This window comes from Sporosarcina psychrophila (assembly GCF_001590685.1).
In the GTDB taxonomy this organism is placed as follows: Bacteria; Bacillota; Bacilli; order Bacillales_A; family Planococcaceae; genus Sporosarcina; species Sporosarcina psychrophila.
In genome coordinates this window covers 1,325,848-1,352,277 of sequence record NZ_CP014616.1, presented here as the reverse complement: position 1 = coordinate 1,352,277, position 26,430 = coordinate 1,325,848, and the positions used below count along the sequence as shown (strand labels likewise).

31 protein-coding genes, 1 other RNA gene and 1 riboswitch are annotated in these 26,430 nt (G+C 39.9%); of the genes, 5 read left to right on the top strand and 27 right to left on the bottom strand.

Annotation, left to right across the window (positions count from 1 at the left end):
* Positions 1-418: 418 nt before the first annotated feature.
* From AZE41_RS06530 to AZE41_RS06515, 4 genes are all read right to left on the bottom strand, one after another.
* Positions 419-1,129 carry a YetF domain-containing protein gene (locus AZE41_RS06530; RefSeq protein ID WP_067207038.1) on the bottom strand — a complete coding sequence of 237 codons (711 nt, stop codon included), beginning with the start codon at positions 1,127-1,129 and terminating at the stop codon, positions 419-421.
* Positions 1,130-1,271: 142 nt separating this feature from the next.
* Positions 1,272-3,185: a PTS fructose transporter subunit IIABC gene (locus AZE41_RS06525; protein ID WP_067213874.1), complete on the bottom strand. Its 1,914-nt coding sequence runs from the start codon at positions 3,183-3,185 to the stop codon at positions 1,272-1,274.
* Positions 3,185-4,114, bottom strand: coding sequence for a 1-phosphofructokinase (pfkB, locus tag AZE41_RS06520; RefSeq protein ID WP_067207036.1), 930 nt, complete (start codon positions 4,112-4,114; stop codon positions 3,185-3,187). Before pfkB ends, AZE41_RS06525 begins: the two co-directional genes overlap by 1 nt.
* A complete protein-coding gene (locus tag AZE41_RS06515) occupies positions 4,111-4,863 on the bottom strand; it encodes a DeoR/GlpR family DNA-binding transcription regulator (protein WP_067213873.1) in 753 nt (250 codons plus the stop codon). Before AZE41_RS06515 ends, pfkB begins: the two co-directional genes overlap by 4 nt.
* 133 nt (positions 4,864-4,996) lie before the next feature.
* Here AZE41_RS06515 and AZE41_RS06510 point away from each other — a divergent pair, with 133 nt between their 5' ends.
* Positions 4,997-5,263: a phosphocarrier protein HPr gene (locus tag AZE41_RS06510; RefSeq protein ID WP_067207033.1), complete on the top strand. Its 267-nt coding sequence runs from the start codon at positions 4,997-4,999 to the stop codon at positions 5,261-5,263.
* Positions 5,264-5,612: 349 nt separating this feature from the next.
* Here AZE41_RS06510 and AZE41_RS06505 read toward each other — a convergent pair whose 3' ends face one another.
* From AZE41_RS06505 to metA, 3 genes are all read right to left on the bottom strand, one after another.
* Positions 5,613-5,870 (bottom strand): PepSY domain-containing protein, encoded by a 258-nt coding sequence (locus AZE41_RS06505; RefSeq protein ID WP_067207030.1) that lies wholly within the window; start codon positions 5,868-5,870, stop codon positions 5,613-5,615.
* A 180-nt stretch (positions 5,871-6,050) separates the two neighbouring features.
* Entirely contained in the window at positions 6,051-6,809 is a 759-nt protein-coding gene (locus AZE41_RS06500; protein ID WP_067207025.1) for a hypothetical protein, read from the bottom strand.
* A gap of 842 nt (positions 6,810-7,651) precedes the next feature.
* Positions 7,652-8,560, bottom strand: coding sequence for a homoserine O-acetyltransferase MetA (metA, locus tag AZE41_RS06495; protein ID WP_067207023.1), 909 nt, complete (start codon positions 8,558-8,560; stop codon positions 7,652-7,654).
* A gap of 102 nt (positions 8,561-8,662) precedes the next feature.
* Positions 8,663-8,769, bottom strand: a riboswitch (SAM riboswitch).
* A 183-nt stretch (positions 8,770-8,952) separates the two neighbouring features.
* On the opposite strand from metA, the gene AZE41_RS06490 reads away from it, so the two are divergent.
* Entirely contained in the window at positions 8,953-9,132 is a 180-nt protein-coding gene (locus tag AZE41_RS06490; RefSeq protein WP_067207021.1) for a hypothetical protein, read from the top strand.
* 69 nt (positions 9,133-9,201) lie between these two features.
* Here the strand turns inward: AZE41_RS06490 and AZE41_RS06485 are convergent, their stop codons facing one another.
* The 17 genes from AZE41_RS06485 to AZE41_RS06405 form a co-directional block, all read right to left on the bottom strand.
* Positions 9,202-9,657 (bottom strand): SgcJ/EcaC family oxidoreductase, encoded by a 456-nt coding sequence (locus AZE41_RS06485; RefSeq protein WP_067207018.1) that lies wholly within the window; start codon positions 9,655-9,657, stop codon positions 9,202-9,204.
* 26 nt (positions 9,658-9,683) lie between these two features.
* Positions 9,684-10,481 carry a protein phosphatase 2C domain-containing protein gene (locus tag AZE41_RS06480; RefSeq protein WP_067207015.1) on the bottom strand — a complete coding sequence of 266 codons (798 nt, stop codon included), beginning with the start codon at positions 10,479-10,481 and terminating at the stop codon, positions 9,684-9,686.
* Positions 10,478-11,233, bottom strand: a complete 756-nt coding sequence (locus tag AZE41_RS06475; RefSeq protein ID WP_067207012.1) for an NUDIX hydrolase — start codon at positions 11,231-11,233, stop codon at positions 10,478-10,480. Before AZE41_RS06475 ends, AZE41_RS06480 begins: the two co-directional genes overlap by 4 nt.
* A 29-nt stretch (positions 11,234-11,262) precedes the next feature.
* A complete protein-coding gene (locus tag AZE41_RS06470; RefSeq protein ID WP_067207011.1) occupies positions 11,263-11,628 on the bottom strand; it encodes a hypothetical protein in 366 nt (121 codons plus the stop codon).
* A 91-nt stretch (positions 11,629-11,719) separates the two neighbouring features.
* Positions 11,720-12,370, bottom strand: a complete 651-nt coding sequence (locus tag AZE41_RS06465) for an SIMPL domain-containing protein (protein WP_067207009.1) — start codon at positions 12,368-12,370, stop codon at positions 11,720-11,722.
* Between the two features lie 141 nt (positions 12,371-12,511).
* Positions 12,512-13,333 carry a DUF2785 domain-containing protein gene (locus AZE41_RS06460; protein ID WP_067207006.1) on the bottom strand — a complete coding sequence of 274 codons (822 nt, stop codon included), beginning with the start codon at positions 13,331-13,333 and terminating at the stop codon, positions 12,512-12,514.
* Between the two features lie 52 nt (positions 13,334-13,385).
* Positions 13,386-13,838 (bottom strand): ASCH domain-containing protein, encoded by a 453-nt coding sequence (locus AZE41_RS06455; protein WP_067207005.1) that lies wholly within the window; start codon positions 13,836-13,838, stop codon positions 13,386-13,388.
* Positions 13,839-13,922: 84 nt separating this feature from the next.
* Positions 13,923-15,053 (bottom strand): DNA polymerase III subunit beta, encoded by a 1,131-nt coding sequence (gene dnaN / locus AZE41_RS06450; protein ID WP_067207003.1) that lies wholly within the window; start codon positions 15,051-15,053, stop codon positions 13,923-13,925.
* 10 nt (positions 15,054-15,063) lie between these two features.
* Positions 15,064-15,642 carry a nucleotidyltransferase family protein gene (locus AZE41_RS06445; protein ID WP_067207002.1) on the bottom strand — a complete coding sequence of 193 codons (579 nt, stop codon included), beginning with the start codon at positions 15,640-15,642 and terminating at the stop codon, positions 15,064-15,066.
* A gap of 136 nt (positions 15,643-15,778) precedes the next feature.
* Entirely contained in the window at positions 15,779-16,072 is a 294-nt protein-coding gene (locus AZE41_RS06440) for a DUF2087 domain-containing protein (protein WP_231885781.1), read from the bottom strand.
* Between the two features lie 602 nt (positions 16,073-16,674).
* On the bottom strand, positions 16,675-17,154 hold the full coding sequence (locus tag AZE41_RS06435) for a tetratricopeptide repeat protein (RefSeq protein ID WP_067206995.1): 480 nt from the start codon (positions 17,152-17,154) through the stop codon (positions 16,675-16,677).
* Between the two features lie 81 nt (positions 17,155-17,235).
* Positions 17,236-17,766, bottom strand: a complete 531-nt coding sequence (locus tag AZE41_RS06430; RefSeq protein ID WP_399631368.1) for a GNAT family N-acetyltransferase — start codon at positions 17,764-17,766, stop codon at positions 17,236-17,238.
* 53 nt (positions 17,767-17,819) lie between these two features.
* On the bottom strand, positions 17,820-18,359 hold the full coding sequence (locus AZE41_RS06425; RefSeq protein WP_067206990.1) for a Rossmann-fold NAD(P)-binding domain-containing protein: 540 nt from the start codon (positions 18,357-18,359) through the stop codon (positions 17,820-17,822).
* A 4-nt stretch (positions 18,360-18,363) separates the two neighbouring features.
* On the bottom strand, positions 18,364-18,933 hold the full coding sequence (locus tag AZE41_RS06420) for an NUDIX hydrolase (protein ID WP_067206987.1): 570 nt from the start codon (positions 18,931-18,933) through the stop codon (positions 18,364-18,366).
* A 145-nt stretch (positions 18,934-19,078) separates the two neighbouring features.
* A complete protein-coding gene (locus AZE41_RS06415; RefSeq protein WP_067206984.1) occupies positions 19,079-19,525 on the bottom strand; it encodes a GNAT family N-acetyltransferase in 447 nt (148 codons plus the stop codon).
* A 128-nt stretch (positions 19,526-19,653) separates the two neighbouring features.
* A complete protein-coding gene (locus AZE41_RS06410; RefSeq protein ID WP_067206981.1) occupies positions 19,654-20,526 on the bottom strand; it encodes a YitT family protein in 873 nt (290 codons plus the stop codon).
* 78 nt (positions 20,527-20,604) lie between these two features.
* Complete coding sequence (locus AZE41_RS06405; RefSeq protein WP_067206979.1) at positions 20,605-21,084, bottom strand: metal-dependent hydrolase; 480 nt, start codon at positions 21,082-21,084, stop codon at positions 20,605-20,607.
* A 479-nt stretch (positions 21,085-21,563) separates the two neighbouring features.
* Between AZE41_RS06405 and ssrS the strand changes: the two genes are divergently transcribed.
* From ssrS to AZE41_RS06385, 3 genes are all read left to right on the top strand, one after another.
* Positions 21,564-21,755: non-coding RNA, 6S RNA (gene ssrS / locus AZE41_RS06395), on the top strand.
* A 74-nt stretch (positions 21,756-21,829) separates the two neighbouring features.
* The gene (locus AZE41_RS06390; protein ID WP_067213872.1) at positions 21,830-22,387 is read left to right on the top strand and encodes an SLOG family protein; all 558 of its coding nucleotides are present in this window, start codon (positions 21,830-21,832) and stop codon (positions 22,385-22,387) included.
* 421 nt (positions 22,388-22,808) lie between these two features.
* Complete coding sequence (locus AZE41_RS06385) at positions 22,809-23,534, top strand: glycerophosphodiester phosphodiesterase (protein ID WP_067206975.1); 726 nt, start codon at positions 22,809-22,811, stop codon at positions 23,532-23,534.
* Between the two features lie 75 nt (positions 23,535-23,609).
* Here AZE41_RS06385 and AZE41_RS06380 read toward each other — a convergent pair whose 3' ends face one another.
* Genes AZE41_RS06380 through AZE41_RS06370 form a run of 3 tightly spaced genes read right to left on the bottom strand, consistent with a single transcriptional unit; the run spans position 23,610 to position 26,341 of the window.
* Positions 23,610-24,314: a gamma-glutamyl-gamma-aminobutyrate hydrolase family protein gene (locus AZE41_RS06380; RefSeq protein ID WP_067206974.1), complete on the bottom strand. Its 705-nt coding sequence runs from the start codon at positions 24,312-24,314 to the stop codon at positions 23,610-23,612.
* Between the two features lie 30 nt (positions 24,315-24,344).
* Positions 24,345-26,003, bottom strand: coding sequence for an FAD-binding dehydrogenase (locus AZE41_RS06375; RefSeq protein WP_067206970.1), 1,659 nt, complete (start codon positions 26,001-26,003; stop codon positions 24,345-24,347).
* Between the two features lie 20 nt (positions 26,004-26,023).
* Entirely contained in the window at positions 26,024-26,341 is a 318-nt protein-coding gene (locus AZE41_RS06370) for a thioredoxin family protein (protein ID WP_067206968.1), read from the bottom strand.
* Between the last annotated feature and the right edge of the window lie 89 nt (positions 26,342-26,430).

Genomic DNA, 26,430 nt, shown 5'->3' with positions numbered 1-26,430 from the left:
CACATGTGTTGATTAACCAAAAACAACCAGTAAATAACTGAATCAAACACTTGGCGATTCGTGTACAGTTACTTCTGGATTGCTCGACCTCTATACGATTATCGAGATGTCTTGATATGTAGGGATGCGACTCGTCGCATCCCTACATATTTTTTCGATAATCGTATGGTGCTTATTCATCCGTCGCTATCCAAAGGGTGTGGCTAGGAATGACAAAGTCATTTCTAGACACATTTGCCCCTCTGTAAAGATGTCATGACTAGTTCGCCAAAAGCGGACTGGAAATGATCCAGTGAAAATGGTGTTTTTCAAGCCTTTCTTACCTGCTCTTTATGCAAGAAGATGGTTAATCAACAGACGTGAGAAGACTCAATAAAAAACGTCGCGAAAAGTTCTATGTTTTCCGCGGCGTTTTTCCTTATTTTTCACCTTCAGCTTTCATATCTACGTGAAGACTTCCATCTGTTTGAACTTCAGCAAAAAACACAGTTTTCACATTGCCAATACCCTGCTTTTTCAACTGTTCAAACAACCACTCTTCCGTCAAATTTAGTTCCGCTAAATTCCCTTTCGAAATTTTCCCTTCTGCTATTACTTCGGTTGGTATATATTTAGGAACCTGTATAGCAGCATTTACATCTTTTTTCGTAGCGGCTTCTAGTCCAGCTTTTTTTAAAACACTTAACTTACCGTTAGTTTCAAGTATTGCATAATGGACATCTTTAACCGAAAAAATACTTTGTTCACGTAGCATCATACCCAAATCATTAAGGTGGAGACGTAGCTTCTTCAAGGAAGCTTCAACTATTTTCCCTTCATATACAACGATAGTAGGCTGATCATCAAGAAGAATCCGCGCCTTTTTCGATTTAAATGCAATATAGCTCATTAGTATCGTCAGGAATGCCCACCAAACCATCGCTATGAGTCCATCCAATAGTGGGGTTTTGGATACTCCCGCGATTTCTCCCGCGATGGAACCTATCGTAATACCGGTTACGTAATGGAAAAACGTCAGTTGAGAAATTTGTTTTTTCCCCATAAATCGTGCAAGTATTAGCAGGACAAAAAATGTAACTGTCACCCTCATAATCATTTCCCAAAAGTCCACTTCAAAAAAGTCATCCAAAGTTCACACCTCCGCTTTACAGAGAGTGTTCCACTATTGCCCATTGCCTATACATGTAATGACTAGGCGTTTACTTGTAAAAAAAAAGAGAGCTCCGCCAATAGCCATCTGCGAATGCCTTTTTGGACAGCTCTCTCTATTTTTATATCGCCTGCATTTTGTTCTTCTTCAGTATTCCCGCAAGTAAACCTGTAACCATGGCCCCAGCGGCTATCGCTAATGCATACAGCAATACTTTTCCAATACCACCATCGACAAGCCCCATAACGAAGACGCCACCATGCGGTGCACGTAACCCAATATCAAATAGCATTGTAAGCCCACCAGTTAATGCAGCCCCAGCTACCGATGCTGGAATAACACGTGCCGGGTCTGCCGCTGCAAACGGAATGACACCCTCCGTTATAAAACAAGCTCCAAGGACGTAAGCTGTTTTTCCCGCTTCACGCTCTTGTTTTGTAAATCGTTTTTTGAACAATGTCGTTGCAATTGCCATGCCCAGCGGCGGCACCATCCCTGCTGCCATAACCGTTGCAATGAACCCAAAGTTTTGTGCATCGAGCATCGCAATACCGAATGTGTACGCGGCTTTATTAATCGGTCCACCCATGTCAATTGCCATCATCGCACCTAATAATATACCGACTAGCACCTGGTTTGTTCCACCAAGCCCTTCTAAAAATACTGACATACCCGTATATAATTTAGTCAATGGAGGATTGATCATCATCATAATGAGTCCAGTAATCGCAATACCGAACACTGGATAGAACAACACCGGTTTTAATCCTTCAAGTGCATCGGGTAATGCCGCAAATGCTTTTTTAACAAGAACTGTTACATACCCTGCTAGGAAACCGGCAATGATTCCGCCTAGAAATCCAGAGCCCCCGCTGACACCGTCAACACCTGTAACCGTAATCGCAATTAACCCACCGACCATACCTGGAGCAAATCCGGGGCGGTCCGCGATACTCGACGCGATGAATCCTGCTAATACAGGAACCATCAGGAAGAATGCATTTCCACCGCCTATTGTATTTAGCATTGCTGCGAATGCATTGTAATCTGCACTATTCGGATCACTTGAATTTATACCCCAGAAGAACGATAACGCAATTAAAATTCCGCCACCAACAACAAACGGTAGCATATTGGACACACCATTCATTAAATGTTTATAAAAACCGTTTTTGGTTTCGGAAGTGTCACTATCCTCTTTAGACTTATCATGTTTGTAGATTGGTGCGTCTTTAATGATTGCACGATTCAACAATTCTTCCGTTTCATAGATTGCCTTGCCGACTTTCGTCTGTATGACCGGCTTACCGTTAAACCGAGCCATTTCAACTTTGGTATCTGCGGCAACAATAATGGCATCCGCTTCCGCAATATCCGCGTCTGTCAAACGGTTTTTCACGCCAGACGAACCGTTCGTTTCCACTTTCAATGAAATGCCCATTTCTTTCGCTTTGTCAGTTAGTTTTTGTGCCGCCATGTAGGTATGCGCTATTCCCGTTGGACACGCAGTAACAGCAAGTATTTTCGATGTAGGTGAAAGTGATGATTTTGATTCATCTATCTCTTCAGGTCCTTCCAACTCGATTTCCTTGTCATTGACCGCTTGTAGAATTTCATTTTTTGACGTAGCATTTAGAATTTTTTCTCTAAAGTTTGAATCCATCAAAAATGTAGCTAGTCTTGATAGCGCTTCCAAATGGTCGTTATTTGCTCCTTCGCTCGCAGCAATCATGAAAAACAGATGAGCCGGCTGGCCGTCCAGCGATGCGTAGTCGATACCTGGTAAAGAACGTCCAAATGCGATTCCCGGCACCTTAACAGCTGCTGATTTCGCATGTGGAATCGCAATTCCATCGCCGATTCCCGTCGTCCCTTGCTCTTCTCGGGCCAAAATATCTTGTGTAAATGCCCCTGTATCATTCAAATTTCCTGCACGATCGAACTGATTTATCAGTTCTGTCAATACATCCTGTTTAGATGTAGCTTTCACATCCAAAATAATTGTAGCTTCAGTTAATAATTGTGTGATTTTCATCATTTCACATCCCCCTTATCTAATGAACTAATCAATACTTGGTCCAGCAAAGCTAGTACATCTTTTTTCTCACAAAGATCCACTCTAAAAGCTGTTGCACTTCCGCTTGCAACACCCGATCGGAATGCCTTAACTGGATCCCCCTCTTTCGTGAAGGATGCAAGAAACCCGGATACAAGTGAATCACCAGCCCCCACCGTATTCACAACTTTCCCTTTTGGCGCTTCCGCAAAAACAGCAACCTCTTTCGTAACGAGCAGTGCCCCTTCCCCACCCATGGAAACGATGACATGTTCGACGCCTTTTTCAATAAGTTTCTTAGCGTAATGGTGTGCTTGCTGTTTGTTTTCTATTACCGTATCGAACAATTCACCAAGCTCCTGTTCGTTTGGTTTAATAAGAAATGGCTTCATGTCAATCAATCCTTTTAATGCAGGACCCGATGTATCAAGAACGAAATGTACGCCATTGTCATTGCAGATAGTTGCGATATCCTCGAAAAAAGTTTTCGCTATTGATTCAGGAAGACGGCCTGCAAGAACGAACCAATCACCTTTTTCCATGTTCTGCACTTTCGCCATCAATTGCTGTTGCTGTTCTAGTGTTATATCAGGACCAGGACCATTTAACTCTGTTTCTTTATCGGCTTTGATTTTCACATTGATGCGCGTAATTTCTTCAGTTTGGATAAAGTCCGTATGAACCCCTTCTGACTGTAGAGATTGTTGAATATAGTCACCTGTGAACCCACCTACAAAACCTAAAGCGATGTTGCTAACTTCTAATCGGCTTAACACACGTGACACGTTTATTCCCTTTCCCCCGGGATAGTAATATACATCTTTGGAACGGTTCAGTTTACCGCTCCTGAATTCGGGTAAATAGGTAGTATAATCAAGCGAGGGTGTGATTGTGCACGTATAAATCATGATTTCCCCACCTTTACTGTTGTTTTTTGCTCCAATAAGTTGATAGCTTGTTTTTCGAAATCACTTACTATCAATACGGCTTTATCGAGTGGCATAATAGTAGCAAAACTTACTTTGTTATATTTTGAATGATCCGTCACGACATATGTTTTTCTCGAGAGTGTAGAAGCAAGCCTTTTAACAGCGGCTTCTTCTGGATCTGGCGTTGTATAGCCGATTTCCAAATGGAATCCGTTGACGCCAAGAAAGCATTTGTCAAACTGATAGTCGCCAAGCGTCTGGATTGTTTGAGGTCCCACAAGGGCACGCGTGCGGGATTTTATATAGCCACCCGTCAAATAAGTCGTTATTTCGTATTCCATCAATGAATCAACATGTGTCAATCCATTCGTCACAACGGTCACTTTTTTATTCTTTAAATAAGGAATCATCTGCAAAGTGGTAGTCCCTGCATCAAGAAAAATACAATCCCCATCTTGGACAAAAGAAGCGGCATAAGTAGCAAGCTGAATCTTCTCTTGAAGGTTTTTGGATGCTTTATCCGAAATACTAAGTTCTTTTGTGATTCGCTCGCTTATTGTAGCGCCTCCATGGATACGATCCAATTTATTTAAGTCTTCGAGATCGTTCAAATCCCTGCGAATTGTTGACTCTGACGCGGATGTCGCATCGACTAACTCTTGAATTTTAACTGTCTTTTTCTCAGTCAATAAATTCAAAATCAATTCATATCGTTCATTTGTCAACATATGAACACCACCTCTAATTAGCTGTAAACTCATATTACTTGAAATCCCTTTCATAATCAATCATAATCTTCCACAGTCAGTCACCAACTTTTATAATACAGTAATTGATACTAACAATTAGGAGGAATACACATTGATAGAAAAACAATACACCATTTTAGGTACTGCTGGTTTACATGCCCGTCCAACATCCGCTCTCGTTAGTGCGGTCAGTTCTTTCAAATCGGATATTACACTGGAATACGTCGGTAAAAAAGTAAATCTGAAATCCATTTTAGGTGTTATGTCACTTGGAGTAGCTTCAGGCACTACCATTACAATTGCGGCGGATGGTGAAGATGAAGCGGATGCCATTGCAAAAGTCGATGCAATTATGGAATCCGAAGGCCTTGGAAAATAATAAAAATCTCGAGTTGTGATAGTAGCAAAAGGGTTTCTAATCTGTTTCATGGACTAAATCGCAAACTCATGCCCAGCCCAGACAAGTAGGAGGGATGTAGTTCAATCCCTCCCGGTGGACCTATAGGTTAGAATCAACAGAGGAAGGCAGCTTAGGATCACGATTTCCTTTTCAATAGTTGCATGACCCATGTCGTACAGTTCCAGGGGCTAGGCACTGGAGTCTAGACGTAAAATCACTAAGTTACAACTTATCCACAGTACGAGATTTCATAATTTCCTAAACATCAAAAAAAGAAAAGCCACGAATGGTATCAGTTACCATTCGTGGCTTTTCACATATAGTTTCATTAATCTAGTTTCACTCTGAGGACTGCACCTGTATTCGCATCAATTTTAACTTCATACTTATGACCTTCTGCCGTTCTTACGTCAATTTCATATACCAGCATTCCATCGTCGTAATCTAATTCCGCTTTTACTACCTGGCCTGGAACCCGCTCTAATGCAATGGCCATCGCCTGATTTATTGTTATCCTCCGGTATTGTGGGTTCTGATAATGTTCATGCCAATATTGGTTTTGATTTTGTCGATTCTGATTCGTCACCCAATCTCCTCCAATTCGATTATCCCGTTGTCCTTAACATTCTATTCAAGGATGGCTAATATGTGCTGAATCCCTAAGCCCATAACTGAAAAGACAATTAAGCAGTTCCTAGGTATATGATTTGCACTTGAGGCTTGCTTAATTGTAATGATGTTTTCCATCATTAAATAGCCATACCTTTCAATCAACGTTCTCCTCTTTTTCTTCCTGCTTTTGGCTCAACATAAAACGTGCCGAAACTGGATCCGATCTGGTCAATAATTTGGATAGATACGAAGACGTCATGCTGTAACTACCTTCTATTTTCTCTGATAAAAAGTTGGTTCGCTCGTATAGGACTGAGCGTAGATAATCCAGTTGCCTTATCACTTTCCCTAGCAATCCTTCTTGGTTGTCCAGCCTGCTGATCACGTCTTTTTGTATATCTTCTTGTTTAAATATTTGCTCTGACAACAGCTTTTGATAATCTAATTGTTCATTCATTTTGACTACAATTTCCTCATTTGCAGAAGTCAGCATTTCTATACTATTGACAATTTCTTCATTTGACTGGCTGACCTCATTCACTTTCCCGATGAATTCTCGATTCATTATTCGCTCATGTATCAACGTACGTTGTAACATTTCGTTTTTAGTTTCTACTTTTTTTAACGACTTCATAACATCTTTCCCAAAATTTTCATGTCGGAAATCACTTTCCTTGATTTCATTCAAACGATTATGGATTGATTTCAATTGATTGGATTGTGTGTTTTTCTGTTGCTTTAGTAAGGTTTCCATGATATTGAACTGTTCACCAACCGAATGAGACGCTTCCCTATGTTCCTTCATCCATTCCGCTATCGGATCTATTTTATAGTGTTCTTGGTTCTTCCCTAAAATGTCTGCATTATTTTTAAAAACATCCGGGTGCCCATTTTTGTTAATAAACAACCCCATCTCACTTACCCCCTCGTCGTATTAGCTTATGCAATTCACGACAAAAGGGTCATTGAGTCACATCTGATGATTAACCACTTTCTTTAAAAAAGCACCTATACGCCAGGAATCTAGAGTTTTTTGCAAAATAGTAAGCAGTCATTTTCTGGTTTGGTTAATTGCAGACCTGTTGATTAACCAAAACTAACCAGTGAATAACATAATTACCTTCCGGGCGCTACTTGTATAGTTGCATTTTTGGATTGCTTCGGATTGAATGACTTCTATTCAATTAGCGGGATGTCTGGATGCAAAAGTACTTGTAGTGCTTATGCTTTTTTTGATGAAAGAATAGCTGACATCCAAGTCGGAGAAAAGCCGCCAAAGATGCAATTTTGGCGGCTGAAGCTTTCTATATGGTTTTTTCTTTTTTTAGTAAAGAAGTCGCGCTTGCTATAAGGTATTACATGATTAGATGTATAATCTTTGCTAAAAGTAAGAAAGGAACGCATTGTACATCGTCCAAGAGTGCCCGAAATTGCATCTTCGGGCACTTACACCCTTCATAGAATGTCATCTATTCTATTCTTCCAAAACAACTGCATTTTCCACTTGAATAGTGTAGGAACGCGACAGGCAACTATTCGCAATAGTATTACTAAAAAGAGTGTGGCTAGAAGTGACGGAGTCACTTCTAGCCACACTCGGACCCCTCAGTAAATCTGTCATGAATAGTTAGTCGAAAGCGGGCCGAAAATAATGCAGTGAAAATGAAGGTCATCAAGCCCTACTTACCAGTGTTTTATGCAAATAAATGGTTAATCTACAGACGTGGTTTAATTGATACATTTGTCATTAACTAGTTATTCCCATTCATAAGGTGTTTCTTGATACACATAATAATTTAGCCAGTTGGAGAAGAGTAGATGCGTATGGGAACGCCATGTATTCAACGGCTCTTTGCTTGGATCATCATTCGGAAAATAATTTTCCGGGATATCAATACCAACTCCTTTTTGCAAATCACGTGCATATTCCTCCGCCAACGTATCCGCATCGTATTCCAAATGACCTGTGATCATAATATGTTTATTATCTTTAGAAATGACGATGAATGCCCCTGCATCCTCTGATTTAGCAAGCAAGTGTAGACGGGGATCATTTTTTATTTCCTCAGTTGAAACGGATGTATAACGTGAATGCGGTGCTTTAAATTCGTCATTAAAACCACGTGCAAGATTAATCGTTGGGTCGGATAGTCGATGCGTAAAAACGCCTGAGCATTTTTTCGGCAATTCAAATTTCCCGATTCCATAATGGTGATAGAGTGCTGCTTGGGCACCCCAACAAATATGTAAAACAGAGGTTACATTTTCTTTTGACCATTCCATAATCTCCGTTATTTCTTTCCAGTAATTAACGTCTTCAAATTCTAAATGCTCAATCGGGGCACCCGTAATAATCAGTCCATCGAAACGACGATGTTTCACATGTTCAAATGTTGTATAAAATGCGTTTAAATGCGTTTTACTAACGTTTTTAGAATCATGAGTTGCTGTGTTCAAAAATGTAACATTTACTTGTAGTGGTGTATTCCCTAATAGACGTAGCAGTTGCAACTCTGTTCTTTCTTTTTCAGGCATTAAGTTTAAAATGGCGATGTTCATAGGACGTATATCTTGGGACGTTGCGCGTTCTTCATCCATCACAAATATTTTTTCCTTCTTCAATAGTTCTCCTGCTGGTAATTGTTTCGGTACATTAATCGGCATGTGTCGTCTCTCCCTTTTCACTTTGGTTTGAATCAAATGATTCAATATAAAAAACCCTCTTTTCTATAAGACAAGACAAGAGGGTTTAATTTGGGCACTCTGTTCTTATCTCTCAAGAAAAAATCTTGTTGGAGGTAGCACCTTCCTGACTAAGTCAGAGGTTGCTGAAGCTTCACAGGGCCATATCCCTCAGCTTCTCTTGATAAGAATATTCAATTATTTACTATTATACTATTAAAACTACTATTGTAAACCTTCTTTTTTGACGATAATAATCAAAAGAAACATTTTTATTTTAATTTCCACATTAATTCAGCATGAAAACTGCTGAATAATATTTCTTTAGAAAGCCATATTAACGTGGCACTGAAAAAATGAAAGGAGTTGTTACTATGGGAAGAGATGACAATAAAACTGGCGGAAATAATGCACGGTCTTTACCACAAACGCCGAAAAACCAAAAAATAAAACCGGGCGACATGAATGAAGAAATAGCCCGCGAGTTTGCTGAACTCCGTTCCCTGAAACCAAAACGCGAACGAATGAACTCAAATGAAAAGAAGAGAAAATGATTATCTTTGTCATGAACAGTAACTAAAACACTCCCCGCACTGGTATTATCTTGGTGCGGGGCACTTTTTTCAGCCTACATCAGATACTTGCTTCAATTCTTTGGTCATCCGCTCGACCAAGTCAGATCTTCCGTGAAATTGGGCCGGTGTATTTTGGAAAAGTTTTATTTTCCATCCATCCTTTTCTTTTACTGCAATCAGTGTTTGATGAGCATTCAAATTTGGGTCAAGTTCTGTTCCGCCCGGAGGTATCATCCCGACGATTGCACGCAACATCGCAACTCCAGCACTCAGAAAGTACACATCTTTAACGACATTGATAAATGGAGGTGTTGGATGATCTGCAAATATCGGTTCTAAATGTGCAAAAATAGTATTTCGCCCAATTTCTTGACTTCCGTCAAATCCAATCAATTCGCCTTGCTCTGTAAATTGATCAGCCATGCTCTTAGCATCGCGATTATTCCATGCAAGAATTAAGTTATAATAAAGGGTTTTGATTTCAATTAATTCAGATGCTTCCATATCTAATTCCTCCCGTCATTTTTCCTTCATCCGAGATAATCGCTCGGGATGCTACCTTCCTTTTCTACTTCCACATTCCATGCGATAATTGTCGTACTGTCTCGTACATTTTGTCTTTCGATTTCCATCAATAACTGCGAAATCCCTTTATCAAGTTCTTTTTCATTCAGCACGGCAACGAGATCTGACGGATCCAAAAAAGGTTCCCCCGGGCATTCCACTAAACCATCAGTCGTCAAAAAAATAAGATTGTTCCCTTTTCTCATTTCCCTTGTCCCTGACGTGTAGCATGGTACTGCTTGCTCAAACGTATTCACTTGACCAATCCATTCAAAGAATTGCCTTTGGTTAAGTTGAAACTGATTTAGTGCAATTAATTCCGAATGGAACAGATATACTAAACAATCTCCAACCGAAAACCACCAAACGTAATTAGCTTTCCTGACAACGATAAGACAAGCCGTTTCTCCCTTGGCACATCTGCATTCATTCAAAAATTGTTCAGATTGAAAAATTTCAAGTAACTTCATTTCCAAACGTTTAAATCGTGGAGGACCTTTCATATCTAAAATCTCCACCAATTTTTCTTTATGCTGCCCGAGTGTTTGTACAACAAGTTCCGCACTTTCAGCACTTTTATGTGCATCCAAAATAGCCGCTAATTCCCAATCCTCATTTTGCCAAATAACGCAGCCATCTTCATTCTTGGTTTGTCCCGCTGAAGAATTACCTCCAAATCTACCAACCGCTACACGATTAATCCATCGTACATCTCGTTCATCGACAAAGTCCTTTTCACTTCCAACCCAAGTAAGATTATTCATGAGCGCTCAATCAATCTATACGGTCTCACTTCATAACTTTCATAAACAATCGTATCGCTATTTCGAGCATCATCCACACTAGATGCAAATTGCGGGCGTTTTATCCAGTCTCCTACTTGCTCTTTATCAAAGTCAACAAATTGTACGTCAATCGTTTCAGGAGGTTGTGCAGCTGGTACGCCTGACATCGCTCTTCCACGAAAAACCATACAGATGACGCCTAACGTGATATCTTGATAAACTCCTGTCACATCACCAATTTCTGCGTGGATACCTGTTTCTTCTAGTACTTCCCGTTTAACCGCCTCTTTCAAGGTTTCACCAAGCTCAAGTCGCCCACCCGGCATTTCATATGTATCATTTCGGTGATTGTTCCGTACAAGTAATACATGTCCTTCCTCATTGACAATGTAGCCATTTACAACAATAATTTGTCTAGATTGTCCATAATTCCCCGTCGAAGTGAAAAAGTCTTCATTTGATGAAATAAATAATGGAGCTAATGATTTCCGATAATTTTGCGCTTCAGCATGCATTTCCGATGCCCGAATGCTAGCGTCTACTGTCTCATAATGAGCCCTATTATCGTATGCCCACATTGCCATTATCTCCGTCCGTTCTTCATTGACCCACCGTCCAACCAGCTGCGCTCCATGCGTCAGCTGATTCGGAAGCAAATAGGTGTGGAAAAAGTGGGTAAACGTTTCGTACATCGCTGGTTCAACCGTGTACGTTTTTCTGCGATACAACATTCAATTATTCCCCCCGTACAAATTAATTTTCAGCGAGCCCTTTTTAATAACCAAACTAGGCCAAGTGTAAAAACAGCAACTAGTGTTAAAGTAAATTTGAGGTCAATGATTGGTTTGAACTTCACCTTCTCCGCATCTATCTCGTAAACACCCAAAGGTCTGACGGAGATATGTCCCCCGCCCCCTTCTCCTTGGGCACCTAAAGAGTTTCCTGTTTCACTAGAATAGCCGCCTCCCCCGCCAACAATATAATTAATCTTTGCTACCGGAAGGACTTTTTTGTTTTCAAAATTAATCGGTTCACCATAAATCAACGATGCGTCTTGTTGCCGTGAAAACTTGTCAAATATCCGCGCAATAGGTGATAGGTAATTAGAAGATTTTTTAATTCCCATGTTTTCCCCACTCCCTTAATTTTTAGTTGTGATTCGGTTAGCTGTCGTTTTTTCAACGTAAAATAGTATCCATCTATTTTACGCTGATATTTCAATACCGAAATTGCACTTTAACCGTGGCGTTAATCGAAATCTGCCCCTGTTCAATCGGTGTGGAGCTAGTCATTTCTCTCGCAGCAAATGTTCGATATGCGATGGGTTCTGCTCTTAATTCTTCAACAATTTTAATTGGATGTGGATCAAGTTGCAGTTGCATTGTCTCAGCAATTGTTTGCGCCTTGGCTAATGCGTTTTTAAGTGCAAGGCTCAATGCTTTTTGATAGTCCAATTGTTCATTTTCAACCTTGAACTGGATATTTGATACCCTGTTTGCCCCGTTTTGGACCGCCACGTCTATTATATTTCCAACTTGATCAATATCTGTAATTTTTACTGTAATCGCATTCGTAACTTCATATCCTCTAAATACTTGTTCGCCTTCGATATAGTTGTATTGGGGAACTATAGTGTACGAAATCGTTTGTATATTCTCCCTGTCAATCCCCATTTTCAATAACGAATCGATGACTTGATTCATCTCATAAGCATTTTCCTTTTGTGCATGGTTCAGTTGTTTGTTTTCAGTACTGACTTCCAACTGGATTTGAGCAATATCCGGTGCTAGTTTAAGACTCCCAATTCCTGTAACAGTCATAACCCGCGGTTGTCGGCAGGTCATTTGTTGGGCATAAGGATAATACATATGTCTCCACCTTTCCTGAGCATCATTACGCTACCTTAGATAGTATGCTGATTGTCTCGAAAAGATATTTACATTAGCACTTAACGTAGAATTGGACGACAGATTACTCGAGGACCACAGCAGTATCTGAAGACTATATGACTAATTTAGATACATCCACATCCACTTTTCGAGAACTTTAAAAACGTCGCTGTTCACTTTCTTACCGATTCCCTTCGAACTCAAAATTACAAAGACTGATTTCAAAAAGTTCTTTACCGTTCTTTGTACGTGATAGGCGTCAAGTGATCCTTTATTTTCAAGCATTTCAGTTTCTACCATTCCGGCAAGTTCTTCAATCCATACTTGTATAACCTTCTCAGCATCTTGATGCTTTATTAATGAAACTAGTATTATAGCTAAGCGTTCTTCCTCTTCATCCAAATAGTCAACTTGCCTTAACAAGGAATATTGAACTGCATGAAGAATTCGACTGATATCCTCTTTTTTCAGTAGAGGATGTTTTGCCAAGGCATCCAAGGTATCTGCGCCATGTGCGATGGCATGCGCCCATCCATTACCCTGGATAAAACCTCGAGTGTCTTTTTCTTCCCTCATATAGCGTATAACCTTGTTCACTGTATACTGAACAAGATCTGGATTTACTATTTGTTTCTCAATGTCATATTCAATAACTGCAGCAATGACGAGTGCAGAAAAAGAACGTGTAAATACTGAATCAGTTCCAGACTCGCCAATCCCGTAAAATAGATAGTCTTCCTGTAATACCGTCTCAAGTAGATTCTGAATTTCTTCTGAATTTAATTGATTGGAAGCTATTACTTTTCCAAAACTTCGATAGATTAACTCGTCACGCAAAAAACCATCTGGATTTCCAATTTGCGTCAACATCTCTTGCCTAACTTCCTTCGATAGCTCTAGTATCTTATCTCCTAAATAACTTTCTAAAGTTGTTGCTAACATCACTATTCCCCCTAAACGATCATTTATCGTTGCCTTGTGTAAGGCAATTTGTCTATCCTAAGTTATTATCTTTTACATCAATTAGCGTAAATCGTTCGCAAACAAGGAGCATGTCCTCAGTGAACTCAAGTCCAACTTCTCGTAATTCACTCGTAAAGAATCTCACATGAGCCAATTTCCAATCTTCATATGACCCTTCCCCTTCAGCAAGCGCAAACTCTTCCGATACTTCATTCATCGGTACAAGCGATACTGCAATGGTCTTAATGATTGCCACTGGTTTTTCGTCGCTATTTAAAATAATGCTGTACTCATCTATTCTGGGTAATGGCTCGTTCTCCAGTTCATAAATTACATGACCTGAACATGTCGCTGTCTTTTCCCCATCAATTACAAGCTGTGCAAGCTCATCTGGCAAACTTCCAAACATCCATGCGTTGACAGAAGTAGGTTTCTCTTCGTTCTTCCAAAATTCGTCCCAATAAGTTTGTGCTGCTAAATTCATCTTGAAATCCCCTTTCGCTACTAAAAATTAGAAATCTCCTATATGCCCAAGCTCTCCTCCCTAGATCGAGAGAACTTATTCATTTCAATAAGACCGTACTGGTGAAATTAGATGGAGGCAAGTGGAATCATTTTGCGGCTGAATGACAATCGGTTTCATCAAGCCATCAAAACGTATCGTGACATTTTCTTCTGGTATCCTTTTTAGTGCGTCAAGTACAAAACGACCATCAAATGACATTTGGATATCGTTCTGTCCTTCGATATGTATAATTTTTTGAAGCTCTTCAATCATCCCGACTTCTGTAGAATTGGAAGATATTTTGATAGTAGCATCATCCACAATCTCCAATTGGATGTTATTGTGTTTCCATTCAGTCGAAAATACACAAGCCCGATCCATTCCTTCTATTAATACTTGAGTATTCATGGTTATCAATGCCTTTGATTCAGTTGGCACCAAAGATCCAGTGTTAGGATAGACACCCTCAATTAACCTTGAATAAAGTGAACTCATAGCGGTCCCAAACACAATGAAATTATTCGTATAAGAAATCTCTACGATTGACGAATCCGCCTCTTTAAGATGCGTCAGTTCTGACAAACTTGTACTCGGAACTACAAATGATTCTGTTGTTTTAGATTCTATAGTCACTTCTCTACGTGCTAATCTATGTGAATCTGTTGCTGTACAAATGAGTTTGTTTTCTTCAAACTCCATCTTCACTCCAGTTAGTACCGGTTTAGCCTCACTTTTTGAAACCGCAAATGCAGTTTGCTTTATAGCCTCCGTTAATTTCCCAAACGGTATTTCAATTTTAGTATTGCGATCCATCTCCGGAAGTTTTGGATAGTCATTCGCATTGAATCCATTTAGTTTTGTTTCAATATCCCCCGATTTTATCGTGATTGAATCATTGCGTCCTAATTTAATACAAATATCATTGGGGAGTTTTTTCACAATTTCGTTCAAATATTTCGATAAAACAACTACACTTCCAAATTCTTTGATATCCACGACCTTTTCTCCACTTATTAGTAAAGGGATAGTTCTTTCAATAAAAATATCCGAATTGCTACCCGTAAGCTTAAGTCCATACTCGTTGGCTTCTATTTTTATTCCAGAGAGTATTGGAATAACGCTTTTTGATGAAATAATTTTATTTATATCAGAAACTGCAGTCGTAAATGAAGCGTAGCTTACTGTAAATTCCATAAAAGCCCTCCTAGTCACTGTCCAAACTAATAATCTCAAGCTTGCTCCATACAACTTGCCAATTCTTTTTCTTAATCCTTTCTTCATAAATCTTCATCCGTTCTTTCTTATCACAAAAATAAGGGGTCGGTTTCACCCTCAAATTTACAACATCTTCTATACCATGAGGCGCTGTTAATATGACATTGTTTCCTTCATCCAATTTCACCCCCAAAGCTGTTGCTGTTTCAGGAAACCTTGAAATCGCATCAACAGACGAAGTATAGGGGATGACATTATTTACACTATGCATTCTTGCCTGATTTTTGACCGACCAAGGGATAGCAGGTAGAAGTCTTTTCAACACTTCCTCGTATTCCTTTTCCACACTTTTTTCACTATTTGTTCGATCATAATAGATGACATCAATATCTGGAGTCGTCGTCCTTTCATTGAAACCGTGCTGCACATCCCAAATTTTAGATCGAACAAATCCGGCGCAGATCCACCAATCAGGCAAATTCAATGATTTGGCGCATTTCAATAGGTCCATCATCCACTTATCCTCTTGAATTAAAACAACAATTTCTCTTTCAGTTGTAATGACCATAAACTACTCCTCTTTCATTCACACTGCTCACATACTCGTACAAAAACCGTGGATCAAATCTTCATACTTACCAAAGACCTTTTCAACGAACATATTCACTTCTTTCGGTTCCACATTCCTATGTATTTGCAAATAGTCAGCCTTCAATCCTGTACTGCTTGCCATCATTACTTCTAGTCATGAAACGATAATCTATCAGAAATCGTCTTACTGTGGCAAAATCAGGATAAATCGTCGCCAATAGGTCATTTATTTCTTTTTCCACGTACATTCTATCAACTTCAAATTGCTTAATTATTTCTTGGGCAATAATGTACTTCCTCTTTTCTTTACTCGGAAATACGTCAAGCGGTCCTTGCAAACCTTGTTTGAAGTAATTTCCCAATACTTTTTCTCTTTCCACATCAGTGATTGTAAATCGTTCACCCAATTTAATCATTCCTTAATATATATGTTGAACAAATGAATACGGCTTATGCGCTTTAAAAGGGCTTTTGGGAGGCCACTGAAAAAGTCCCAATACTTAGAACTAATTAGATTTCCCGCCAATACCGCTTGAACGCTTTGTGGATGCCTCCCGCGATAAGCCAGAAAGAAGACCAGGGAGGCATCCCTCCTTCAGTCTTATCGCTCCGGCTACCACGAAGTCGCGCCTTCGTTGGATGGTCTATGTGAGAAAGAGCATTTCATTATCTGTGTTGAAATCTGCAACCTGGAGTGCGTCTTTCTTGGATATAATTGGTATCAACTAGTAATCACATTAAAGTCTCGCCATATACATCTCAACCTCACATTTCTCTCGATAATGAACAACCTAGCGCAGGCGTGGCAAAGGGGGTCGCCGAAGCCGTAAAACTGGATGCGAAGCGCTAATCTAGGATTACGTCCAAAGGCATCCTCAAAGCGCCAAGTTTTCTACAATCCACATCCCGAAATACAACTCTCTCCTTATTGAGCGCCACAGTAGATTCAATGGGATTCTTTAGTTCAATATATAGATATTATTTTCATCCCCATTTTATAGCAGTCTACCTACCAAGTTTTGTCGAGTTTATCAGCATAGAACTCAATTGCTCTTTTATATGATAAGATTTCACTATCATTTGTCGTGTAAGCTAGACTGGTTAGTAAAATCTCCATGGCTTCACGATGTTCACCAACATTGTACAATGTCATTGCATAGAAAGTTTTCATTGCATTGTTTTCCGGGAAGTTTTCAATTCCTTTTTCCAAAACTGTTTGCGATTTTTCATACTTGCCTAACGCACGATATGAACTACCTAATCCTATAAATGCGCCTATTGCATTTGTATCATCTAGGCCTAATTGGATGGCTTTTTCGTAATAAGGTACAGCATCTGCTTCTAACCCAAGAACATCGAAACTCCATGCATATTGATAATTAACTAGTGCATCTTCTGGGCATTCCAATACTAATTTTGAGAGTAAGACATTTGACTTCTCAAATTCCCCTTCACTTCTTAACTGAATTGCTTCTTCTAACTTCACCATTATACTTCTCCTGTCTCCTGAAATAATTAAAAAGATGTTTGCAAAAAATGAATAATCCCAATAAATGACCGAACTAATCTGTTACTTCGTTTTTCCCCTGTAATTAGCTATATCATCCCATCCATATGCAACTTCACTCAACTTCTTTCCTGCAATTTCGATTTCTTCAGTGTCAACCTTCTTTCCACCTAACATTTCATAGAAGCGGCAAGCCGGGTTCTCTTCTATCGCCCATATAAGCATCGAGTTCAAATTCTTATTTTTTAAATCATCCACAACAGACTGAACGAGTAATCGACCAATTCCTTTTCCTTGGTATTCTCTCAAGATATAAATCGCATATAATTCCCCTGTAAATGCCTCGTATTTCCCGGTGCGCTCTTTTCCACCTGTAGAAAATCCGATAACTTGACCATTTTCATTTTCTGCTATGTATATGTTATTTTCTTTTATCCCTTTTTTCCAAATCAGCTCGCGTTGCTCGTAAGAAAGGTTATCTAAAAAAGGATCCGGCACAATTCCTTTATATGTCGTCCTCCAACTATCCACATGGACTTTTGCAATTCCTGTTACATCCTCTACCTCTGCTTTTCGGATTAATATCTCACTCACCCCTTTCAACGTTGTAACAGTACTGAAACAACAGGTCAACATTTTTCAAAAAATCATTTCGGACGTGCTTCATAGGGATGGATTTGACCTATTATCCCCATTTCTTCATCTGCCCCAATCTGTTTAATAACTCCGTTCGCAATTTCAGCATGTGTAAGCCAACGTGAGCCACTGTCTTCCATTACAAATCCTAAATAGACTCTCCGATAGTTGCACTTGCTTGGAATACGGATAGGCTCATCTTCGAAATACCGCCGACTTCCCTTTACATGGATCAGACTAAACGGTGTGTCCCCTGGGTTCATCTCACAAATCCGCTCTAGTACACTGTAATTCGATGTCCAGCTAATAATTAGATCAAACGAGCCACGTTCCAGAATCGCTTTTTTAATTTCGTCATATACATCATCTGTATTATAATCAGCTATAAGTGGGAATATAGAATTTGGCGAACTTTCTACTTGCAATCGTTTAAACTTCGACAATGTACGCCCAATGACAGAAACAGAATAACCTTCACGTGCAAGATGAAGACAAACTTCGGCAAGCATACCCGTTCCGCCAATGATTAGAGCATGATTATTACTTTTCATACACTTACCTCTTTTCTGAAGTCAAGACAATTGATTTATTCAATATATTCTTGGCCAGGTAATAGGCACTTACTGAAAAAAGTTGTGTAATTTTTTGTTCTTGAATCATCTCTTCGATTAAATCAAAAGAAATGAGTTTCACCTCAATCTCCTCAGTTTCATCCAATTCCTGCTCACATTCTTTGAATGCATCCAAAATTAGAAAGGTAACAATCCTATTTGTTTGAGTAGCCGGATTTATTATAAACTCACCAAGTTTTATCGGTTTCGTCGTCGAAATAAAACCCGTCTCTTCTCGTAACTCCCTCAAAATCCCCTCCTCATGTGACTCTCCCTCTTCAATTTTCCCGGCAGGAATTTCTAAATAAAATCCTTGACCAGGATGACGGTATTGTTCTACGAATACGACCCGTTTATCTTCCGTTAATACAATGGCATTTACCCAATCTTCATACTCATGGACAAAATAATCATCAATGATTGCCCCGTTCGGAAGCTGACACGTGTCTTTCCTCAAATTCCCAAAAGGAGTTTTAAAGTGATATTCTGACTTAATCGTTTTCCATTTCTCCACAGTAAATCCCTCAATTCTTCCGTGACATACCGGTGATATATTTCCCTATACAAACACTACGAAAGTTAACCAGGCGCAGAAATGATTCGGAATCATTTCTACACCTGGTATTGAATTTATTCCAGTAGACTGAGGGATACCTCAATTACAACTTCATCAAATGTGTCGTCTCAGAAGCAGTGTCATCCAGTTCAAATCCGTTTGCCCTATAAAAAGCATCTGCTTTTGAAGATTCTGTCCGCACTGTCACTTCTTTAAATGCATCGCGTGAATGGTCAACAATTTCTTTCAGTAAAAGAGATCCTACACCTTGCCGCCTAGCATCATCTAATACATAAAATCGCTGCAAACGTGCAACTTGTGTATCTTCGGAAAAAGGTGATTGGTTTACTCCACCTATCGCTACTACCTCACCCTCATCATTTTGAACAGCTAACAATGCTTCACCCGGTTTGTTGAACCTATTTGTTCCATCCTCATAATCATTGACTAGTCGTGTTAAAAATCGGTACCCTTCCGTTTCGCTTTCTTTCACTAAATGAGAGATATCAATTGCCTTTAAATCCTCAACTTGCTCCACTTTGTAAGTCATTTCTATTCCCCCTATCAATTGAATGATTGCAACATACAGTCTATTTCGACAAATGGGGTAGAAAAACCTTTATAATAAACAAAAATGACCTGTTGCGAATTATTCGCAACAGGTCATTTTCAACAATTTCATTTCATATTATCTTCATCAAATTGTGCTTTAGAAAAACCGCGGCCAAGTATCTCCGACGCATTCAAGAAGATGACAAATGAGGTTGGTTCTTGTGTTTGAAGTAATTTTTTAAAGTAGACAGCTTCCGATTGTTCAACGACACATAAAATCATTGTTTTTTCTTGATTGGAATACCCGCCTATTGTTTTAATCTTCGTTAATCCGCGATTAATATCATTTTTTATAATGGCTTGGACTTTCTCTTCTTTATCCGTAATAATGAGAACCAATTTGGTCGGCGACGTTTGCAACTGAACAAAGTCAATCACCTTACTCGTAACGTAAATTGCTATCATCGCGTAAAGAGCAAGTTCAAAGTTAAAGACAAATGCCGATGTGACTACAACTAATCCATCTACAAGCAACTGTGAAAAACCACTCGAAAGGCCCGTATATTTCTTAACCAATTGAGCGATTAAAGCAGTACCACCTGTCGAACCGTTAGCCCTGTATACAATACCGAGACCTACACCAAGCATAATCCCACCGTAAATCGCACTTAATAATGGGTTTTCTACTGCAAGCTTTATGTCCGTTGTGAGCCAGATGACAAACGGAACAAAAAATGTCCCAACTAACGTTTTCATACTGAATTCCTTGCCGACAAGCAAGACCCCAAGTATTAGTAGTGGAATATTAATGAGCCATTGAACGTAAGCTGGATTGAATTGGAAGAGTTCATATAATATTGTACTAATCCCTGAAACGCCACCTGCTGCTAGCCTGGACGGTAAAAGGAAAATATTGAAGGCTAGACCAACGAGTGCAGCCCCAAAGATGATCTGTATATATTCAAATAAGACCGTTTTTCTAAATTTTTGTATTGCCATTTTTTTCTCCCTCTCTTTTACCCTTTCCATTCTAACAAAAAACGAGCTAGAACATCATTTTTTTTAAACCAACTTCAATTATAGATAATAACTGAATGCTTCATAGCCAAAATAGAATGATAAAAGCGATAGAAGACTGAACACGATGCTCTCTACCTTGCTTCCGGTTCTTGTCGTCAATGGAAAGCGAACTGTCATGCTAAGTGGGAAAAGCAGTTTGATTCCGTTTTTCGTCGCCATATCTAATATGTAATGACTTACCATCCCCGCTAAAAGTCCTGCCTTCACAGCCTCATTTGGAGTAAAGGCATTCATTAACGTCGCGATAATCACCAAGAACAATAAACTGTGTGTAAATGTACGATGACCGAATAGCATATTGATAAGTTTCGATAACAACTTAAATTTTCTTCCGATTTTACTACCACTGTGACAAATGTCAGGAAGTAACGCGCCAATTATCCCCGCTCCAAGCATTATAATCGGATCATGATTTGTAAATTGTGCATAAGCAAGACTTGCTGCAATGCCGCCTACGATGTGTGTTTTCCCTGTCATGCTTATTCTCCTTTTTCAGCTAAATTCATTTCTTAACTAGTTTGAACTCATCTTCATTAAAGCAAAAAGATTCGATATGTTTCAATTTCCAAATTTCCACCATTCTAATTCTCTTCTTGGCCACTAAAGCGTATGTATGAGTCCATTTGCGCAAAATAGTTACTGCTCCGTTTACATCGCTATTCATAAAGATATAAGTTCCAGCTCTATAGAGTTCTCGAACACTCGTCTTCCACTGAAAACGGGTTTTTCTCCTTTCAACCCTATCTTCATTATACCAAACGAACGTTCTTTTTAATATAGTTTCTACATATTTATTCCATAATAAAAACCAAGAATACACACAGCTAAAGTCACAAGTGTTTTTAGTTTGTTCATAAACGTTGTTGCAGTGCATGGATCAGAAATCATTCAAATATTTCTTAATGGATTCCAACAATTTCATTTGAAAATATCAAGCCGATGATGTACACTATATTTACAAGCTGCGTTGTGCGTATAAATATTAAGTTTTAACCCTTAAGCTGTAATCGGGAGTTTTACCTAGATACAGGAATGGCATACCCAGTTCTTTCGATAACTGGGGCATACAGGATTGTTTCTGCGAACACCCACTTTGAGAAGTGGTGGTTTAAAACTTTCTAAGACCATACGGCAAAGGCGGCTGTTATTTTAATAATTTAAATGAAACTGGTTTCCATTGGAAGCTGGTTTTTTTATTATACATTTGAAGGGGGCGGACATCATTCTCAAACGATTGGTGGTCACGGGTTATAAACCCCATGAACTCGGCATATTCGATGACAAGCATCCAGGCGTCCGTTTTATAAAAAAAGCATTAGAAAAACGACTAGTCGCCTTACTGGACGACGGGTTGGAATGGGTAATTATAAGCGGTCAACTAGGAATTGAAGCATGGGCAGCCGAGGTCGTAATTGATTTGAAAAAAGAATATACCGATTTGAAATATGCCGTTATTACTCCCTTTACAGATCAGGAGAAAAATTGGAACGATATGAAAAAGGAAAAGTATCATTCTCTCATCGCTAAAGCAGACTATCATACGAGTCTTACGAAGAGACCCTATGAAGCTCCGTGGCAATTTATCGAAAAAGATAAGTTCTTCATGCGCAATTCTGATGGAATACTCATTGTTTACGATGAGGAAAATGATGGCTCTCCAAAATTTGTTAAAAGGTCCGCGGAAAAACATGCGGAACGTTCCGATTATCAAGTTCTCACAATCAGCGCGGACGACTTGCAAGTAATTGCAGAAGAAGAACAAATGGATGAATGGCAATAAGGTTTCCGATTCCTTGACACTTCTTGTGCTACATGGTATGATAGTTCCGTTAACAATAAGGTAATGCTTAAGATTTGAATATCTGGCATTCTACGTACTGTTTTTGAGAATACTTATTCACACTGGCGCGACTAAAGGGTCGCAAGGACATAAAAGTAGGCAGGGTTTATGTTGCTTAAGTTAGAAAGCACCCAGTGGAACAATGACCGCGGCTCTGAAAGCTTATCCTTTCTATGGAAATTATTCCCCGAATAATCGGGATGAAAAATTAAATTCAAAAGTATAGTGTTACCTGACAAAACAAAGGGATGTTCCTCAATCGAGGACATCCCTTTTCCAATTTCATTTACTAATCGGGTTTATAATTGCGTTGCTGTTATACACATATTACAATAGCATGAAAAGGATGGTGGTCACAATAATGGATATTTACGCACATCGCGGTTCGTCCGGAACACATCCAGAAAATTCACTTGCCGCCTTCCATGAAGCTGCCAGGCTTCCTATTTACGGCGTAGAATTCGATGTTCATTTGACAAAAGACGGTGAACTGGTTGTCATTCATGATGAAACAATAGCTAGAACATCAGATGGCAAAGGTTTCGTGAAAGACATGACACTTGCGGAGTTAAGGTCATTTGATTTTGGCAGTTGGTTTTCTGATGAATTCCGGGGTGAACTTATACCGACGCTGTATGAAGTACTCGAAATTTTTTCCGAGACTTCTCACCATCTAAATATCGAACTAAAATCGGATATATTTCCTTACGAGGGAATGGTGGGGAAAGTTGTTGCAATGGTTCAGAAGATGAAACTCGATGCGCGTGTCGTTATTTCATCATTCGATCACGAAGCTATTCGGGCAGTAAAAAAAATTGCACCGCACATTGAAACTGCAGCCTTGTTCATGGAAGTACTAGTCGATCCGCTCGATTATATGCGTACTATTCCTGCCGATGCACTCCATATCTCATTACCATACGCTGCTCGTCCATCTATGAGAAAAGTGGTAGAAACCGGAGTGGCTGTTCGTGTCTTCACTGTTAATGAAGTAAAGTATGCAGAAGCACTGAGGAAAATTGGTGTCACCGCCCTATTTACTGATTATCCAAAGAAAATGATGATTCATTTGAATAGAAAAAGCTGAACAAACCCAGCTTTTTCTATTCAATCATTTTTTCGTTTAAAGATTGATTACTATCACTAGCCATTATTTAATTCCCTAGTTAGCACACTCACTAATGAATCTTTCAAATATTCGCAAGGAAACAGCATCCCCTGCTGCCGATAATGCTTCAGGATGCCATTGAACGCCTAATACGAATTGTTCATCCGTGCTTTCAATTGCCTCTACAATTCCATCGCTTGCTACAGCAGTAACTTTGAAATCAGACGGTACTTCCTTCAGCGATTGATGATGATACGAATTCACCTGAATGCGTTCACTCCCCGCAATCGATTCAAGCAAACTTCCTTTATCCAGTTGAACATAATGAGAACAGTGCGTGTTGGGTGCCTTTTGTATATGTTGAAGAATTGGACTGTCGTTTTGTTTATAAAGATCTTGATACAATGTTCCACCAACTGCGACATTCAATACTTGAAGCCCTCTACAAATGCCAAGAATCGGTTTCCCTGTTTTGAGCATTCTGCGCGCAAGTTCAAGTTCGCTTGAATCCCTGCTTGGTGAGACTACTCCGAGATACTCATGCGGTTCTTCATTAAACAACATCGGATTGATATCATTTCCTCCAGATAATAAAAGGCCATCAAACATTTCGATCAGTTGCTCAACGTCTTGCTCCAACCCAACCGGAACAATCATCGGCAATCCACCCGCTCGGATAACTGCCTGTACATATGTGTTTTTTAATATATTTTCCCCATCTTGCTGAACATCTGTCGTTATACCAATAACTGGTTTCATCCACATATCCCCCTTATAACTAGTATATTCTTACGCTCGCGTATAGTTTGCACATGCCCTTCCCGCTTGCCTTCCGGAAAAAATACAGCCTCCAAGGAACGTCCCTTCCAATGAACGATAGCCATGAACACCACCACCGCCAAATCCTGCTACTTCGCCAGCGGCATATAAACCCGGTATTGGATTCCCAGTCAGGTCAAGAACTCGGCCATCTAAATCGGTTTGCAATCCACCAAGTGTCTTTCGACTGACGATATGTAAACGCACCGCAATCAACGGTCCTTTTTTAGGATTAAGGAGTTTATGTGGAGCCGCTACTCTGACAAGCTTATCTCCGATATAGTGACGGGCACCACGCAATGCTATAATTTGCAAATCCTTGGTGAATTTATTATCCATCTCACGATCCCTAGCAATGACTTGCCGTTCAATGTCGTCTAACTTCAATAAGTTTTCTCCAGTCATTTTATTCATCCCCGACACAAGTTCCGGGAGTGTATCGGCTACGATAAAATCTTCGCCTTTATCCATGAATGCTTTTACCGGCGCAGTTGGGCCAGGCAGGATTCTCTGTAGCACTTTCCCGATACTCTTTCCCGTCAAATCCGGATTTTGCTCAGATCCGGATAACGCAAATTCTTTCTCGATGATCGATTGGGTCAATATGAACCATGAGTAATCGTAACCGGTTGCCCGGAGTGCTTCAAGTGTTCCTAATGTATCGAATCCAGGGAAATTCGGAGCTGATAATCGCTTCCCCTTAGCATCTAGCCAAAGGGAGGATGGGCCAGGAAGAATACGAATCCCATGATTTGCCCATACCGGGTTCCAGTTTTTAATGCCTTCCGTATAATGCCACATCCGATCCCTGTTAACAATTCGGCCCCCAGCTTGCTCTGTAATCGCCAGCATACGCCCATCCACATGTTCAGGAACCCCTGAAATCATATCTTTCGGTGCTTTTCCAAGACGGAGTGGCCAGTTTTTTCGGATCAATTCAAGATCCGCTCCCATACCCCCACTTGTCACTAACACCGCTTCCGCATATAATTCAAAGCCACTAATCACTTCACGGGAACTCGCTACACCACGGGCGACGGCACTAGGTACAAGTACAGCACCACGTACTCCAGTCACAGCACCATTTTTCGTAATCAATTCATCGACACGGTGGCGAGGCAGATACTCAACTAATCCTTTATCTATCGCAATCCGCATTTTATCCTCAAAAGGTTTAACGATACCAGGTCCTGTTCCCCATACAATATGAAAGCGCGGGACCGAATTACCAGGTCCTTCCGCTAGATGGCCACCGCGTTCCGCCCATCCTACAACCGGAAAAAAACGAATGCCTTGCGCATGCAACCACTCTCTTTTCTCAGTTGCAGCGAAGTTAACATACGCTTCGGCCCACTTCTTTCCCCAATAATCTTCATCTTCCTGACGGTCAAAACCAGCAGTTCCCAACCAGTCCTGCCAAGCAAGTTCCCGCGAATCCTTAATGCCCATTCTTCGTTGCTCAGGTGAATCAACGAGAAATAAGCCGCCAAATGACCACCAAGCTTGTCCGCCAAGAGAGGCTTCCGGTTCCTGATCGAGCAGTAGAACTTTCTTCCCGGCATTTGTAAGCTCTGCCGTCGCAACTAATCCCGCCAAACCAGCACCAACAACAATGACGTCATATTTCATCGAGTAGCCTCCCCCTTAAATCAAGCCGAAAGACTGTTAATAAATTCTTCGATTTCCGTTTGCGATTTACGATCTTTACTAACAAAGCGACCCGCTTCAACACCACTATGGAATGCGATAAAACTCGGGATCCCAAAAATATCTAAGTCTCCACATAAATCTATAAACTCATCACGGTCAACAAGAATGAAACTATATTCCGGGTAATCTGCTTCGATCCCAGGTAACAACGGTTCAATTACTCGGCAGTCGGGGCACCAATCTGCGGAAAACATGAACATTGTTCTCTCCTCATTTTTCAGCTTGTCGAATTGTTCCATTGATTGTAGTTTTCCCATTTGAAATCACTCCTATTTTTTAGTTAGCTAACACGATTTAATTATAGCATCAACAAAGACACAATTTAATATTTTCAGTGAATTATAAT